The following is a 3559-nucleotide window of genomic DNA, read 5'->3' as shown; positions in this document are numbered from 1 at the left end:
ATCTTTACGTTTTAATCATAAAAATGAAACAAAGAAAAAATAATTGTAAAGAAGGAAGGACTCTTTTATTGTTTCGTCATATATATAGAGAAATAGTGCAATGAAAGGAAATTTTCCGAGGTGGAGATTGTATTTCCAATTTGAGCGCAGTAAAAGAGGTGAGAATCTTGAACTTTGATATTGTAGGACAAAAAGCATATATAAAAGATGGGCCGCATCGGAACCGAATTGGAACTGTAAAGAAAAATGAAAAACAATTAGAAACCCACTTTGCTATTGTAATTGGGGAACAAAGTATTGCTGTAGAGCTAAAGGATATCGTGTTAGTTGGAGTAGATGTAGGACAATTTCATACATGGTGCGAGCAAAATGGTTATTTGTAAAAGGACGGGCTGTGAGATAATGAAATATATTTGAGAAAAGAGAATATGTTATTGTATTCTCTTTTTCTGTGTGTAAGGAGGCGGAAATGAAGTATAAAGAACAAAATTTTACATTGGAATTGAAAGAGAAAATTCAATGCATGGAAAAGGAAATAGAGCGAATATCACTTAAACTTTGTAAAGAGTATTCACATTTATACATAGAAAAAAATATGAAATTATGTATGGAATTTGCAAGAGATAAGGAGAATCCCTTTGAAATGGGCTATTATTCATCAGTTTCTATAGCGGTATTAGATGAAGAAGAGGAGATGATTGAATTTTACATCATTCCAATTTGGAAATGCGAAAATGTTTTTTTAGGAATGCCAATTCAATCGAGAATATTGGGGAGTAAGAAAATAGGGGAACTTGTTGATGAATCTTACTATGAGATTGAAGAGGAGTTAAAAGAGCAACTAGAAGAATACTTGGAGTGATAACTTTCAAGATAAGATGTATAGAGATGGAATATAATAAAAAAAGACGCTAACAGTAAATTGTTAGCGTCCTTTTTATTATGATGCAATCTCACCAGTTTTTACAGCATCTTGATTGTACGTATCCTGATCTAATTCACCAAGCCATTTACTAGAAATAAGACCTGCTGTCATAGAACCACTTACGTTAAGAGCAGTACGACCCATATCGATTAATGGTTCAACTGAGATAACAAGAGCGACAATGCCGATTGGTAAGTTCATTGTAGATAGTACGATTAACGCTGCGAATGTTGCACCGCCACCAACGCCGGCAACACCGAATGAGCTAATAGCAACGACAGCGATTAAAGTTAAAATGAATTGTGGTTGTAATGGATCAATTCCTACAGTTGGAGCGACCATCATAGCAAGCATCGCTGGATAAATACCTGCGCAACCGTTTTGACCGATAGATACCCCAAAGGATGCAGCGAAGTTAGCGATTCCTTCAGAAATACCAAGTTTTTCTTTTTGTGCTTCAATATTTAATGGCATTGCACCAGCACTAGAGCGAGATGTGAATGCAAATGTTAATACAGGGAAAACTTTTTTCAAATATTGAATTGGATTTAAACCAGATAATGCGATTAATAATAAGTGAATGATAAACATTACGATAAGAGCTACGTAAGAAGCTAACACGAAGTTACCAAGTTTTAAAATAGCATTTATATCGCTACCAGCAACTGTCTTTGCCATAAGAGCTAATACGCCGTATGGAGTCAGGCGTAAAATTAACGTTACCATACGCATTACGATTGCATATACAGCATCAAGCATCTTCTTAAATAGCTCTGCTTGTTCTGGATGCTTTCTTTTTACACCGAGAAAGGCAATACCGATAAATGCTGCAAATATTACAACAGAAATTGTTGATGTTGGACGAGCACCTGTTAAATCAAGAAACGGATTTGTAGGCAACAGTTCTAATAATTTGTCTGGAATTGTTGTCTTTTCAATAGAAGTAAATCTTTCTTCTACTAATTTCAGACGAGCGGATTCTGCATCACCTTGTTGTAATCCTGTTGCTGATACATCAAATCCTGCGCTTGCAGCTATACCGACAGCTGCGGCAATTCCTGTAGTAAGAATTAAAATTCCGATAATAAGACCACTGATTTTACCAAGGTTTTTCGTTAATTGTAATTTTGTAAATGCTGAAATAATAGATACTAAAATAAGTGGCATAACGATCATTTGAAGTAACTTCACATAACCGTTACCAATTAAACCGAACCAGGTATTTGATTCGATAATTACTTTAGAAGTAGGCTCATAAATAAATTGTAATATAAGACCGAAGATAATTCCGACTCCTAAAGCAGTAAATACACGTTTATTAAAAGATACATGCTTACGTTGCATATAATACAATACGCCAACTAAAATGAGCATGACTGTGATGTTAATTCCGACAAGCAGTGTATTCATGTTAATTCCCCCTAATTCCAATGTGTTATATAGAATATAAGGTAATAAAACCTATAAGTCAACTAGGGAATTGCGGAATTAAAAAAAAGATGGCAAATTGCCATCTTTTAATGTCCAGCTCCAGGGACAAGTAAAAATGTTGTGTACCATGTAAATCCGATGAAGAAAACGGTTAAATATGCCCCGAATACGTATATATACATACGCTCTGTTAATTTTAAATAACTTAAAAGTACGAAGAATCCTGTTTGTCCTAAAAATAGTAGTGCGGTCGAATGCATATCCCCTACGTAAAACATAACCGAGAAAATTCCAGTCCAAAAGCCGAGAACGCGAAACATGCGCTCCATGCCATCTCCCTCCTTTTCTAAAAAAAAGTAAAACCTCTTTTCATTATAGTTTATTTTTCTAACTATTGTAAATATTCATTCGTATAAAAGAAAGAAGCCAATTATAATATTGACTTCTTCTTAGTTGAAAAACTAAATTTGAACTTTATAGTTACAAGATTTGCATCCATCTAGTAGACTATCGTTTCGTGTTAATTCCATGTTCGGGAATAGGATTTCAAAAATCCCCTTCATCATATCTCCGTGCATATTACAAATTTCAGTCGGATGATGCGCAGCAACTTCTTTAAATGGGCAATTGTGTACATCATAGAAAATTTTTGTGCCATCTGTACTTAATTCAAAAGCAGGAGATAAACCAGCTGTTGAGAATGCTTCTTTTGCGATTAGCATTTTTTGTTCTATCGTCAATGCTTCTGCACTTACATTTAAGCGATGCATATGTTGTTGCATTAATTCTTTGCCGAATTGTTTCCCTGTTTCATATAGCGCTTTTTCACCAGCGCTACCTAAGCTTAGCAGTGAATTAAATGCTATCTGCGCTAATAATTGATAATCGCGAAATGGGAATTGTAACTGGATGACATCTTGAGACAAGACGTATAGTCTGCTTGGTCTGCCGCCTTTCCCAGTTTTTTTTGTTTCTGATTTGAGCATATTAACATCTTCTAATTTAGATAAATGTAAACGCGCTACGTTTGGATGAATGTTAAACTCATCTGCAATTTCTTGTACAGTTACGTAATTATGCTTTTGCGAAATATATTTATAAATATAATAACGAGTAGGGTCAGATAATACACCTGTAATTTTTAAAGCTTGTTCCATTAGGATCTCCACCTTTATCACTTTATCCAAGATATTAACATTATAA

5 protein-coding genes are annotated in these 3559 nt (G+C 34.5%); 2 read left to right on the top strand and 3 right to left on the bottom strand.

Annotated elements, in window-relative coordinates; translation table 11 throughout:
* The first annotated feature begins 167 nt into the window (after nucleotides 1-167).
* Entirely contained in the window at nucleotides 168-383 is a 216-nt protein-coding gene (locus tag AB3X48_RS19375) for a DUF3912 family protein (protein ID WP_002160480.1), read from the top strand.
* A gap of 86 nt (nucleotides 384-469) precedes the next feature.
* On the top strand, nucleotides 470-862 hold the full coding sequence (locus AB3X48_RS19370) for a hypothetical protein (RefSeq protein WP_016106155.1): 393 nt from the start codon (nucleotides 470-472) through the stop codon (nucleotides 860-862).
* A gap of 78 nt (nucleotides 863-940) precedes the next feature.
* On the opposite strand, the gene AB3X48_RS19365 is transcribed toward AB3X48_RS19370, so the two are convergent.
* The 3 genes from AB3X48_RS19365 to AB3X48_RS19355 all read right to left on the bottom strand — a co-directional run bounded on the left by AB3X48_RS19365 (nucleotide 941) and on the right by AB3X48_RS19355 (nucleotide 3513).
* Nucleotides 941-2335: an L-cystine transporter gene (locus tag AB3X48_RS19365; protein ID WP_002160483.1), complete on the bottom strand. Its 1395-nt coding sequence runs from the start codon at nucleotides 2333-2335 to the stop codon at nucleotides 941-943.
* Nucleotides 2336-2442: 107 nt separating this feature from the next.
* Nucleotides 2443-2685: a DUF2626 domain-containing protein gene (locus AB3X48_RS19360; protein WP_002015110.1), complete on the bottom strand. Its 243-nt coding sequence runs from the start codon at nucleotides 2683-2685 to the stop codon at nucleotides 2443-2445.
* Nucleotides 2686-2817: 132 nt separating this feature from the next.
* Nucleotides 2818-3513: a helix-turn-helix transcriptional regulator gene (locus tag AB3X48_RS19355; RefSeq protein ID WP_016106154.1), complete on the bottom strand. Its 696-nt coding sequence runs from the start codon at nucleotides 3511-3513 to the stop codon at nucleotides 2818-2820.
* Between the last annotated feature and the right edge of the window lie 46 nt (nucleotides 3514-3559).

It is taken from the genome of Bacillus sp. S4 (assembly GCF_040838205.1).
GTDB classification, from domain to species: Bacteria; Bacillota; Bacilli; order Bacillales; family Bacillaceae_G; genus Bacillus_A; species Bacillus_A cereus_U.
The sequence above is the reverse complement of the archived record's forward strand: the minus strand, read 5'-3'. Positions and strand labels throughout refer to the sequence as shown.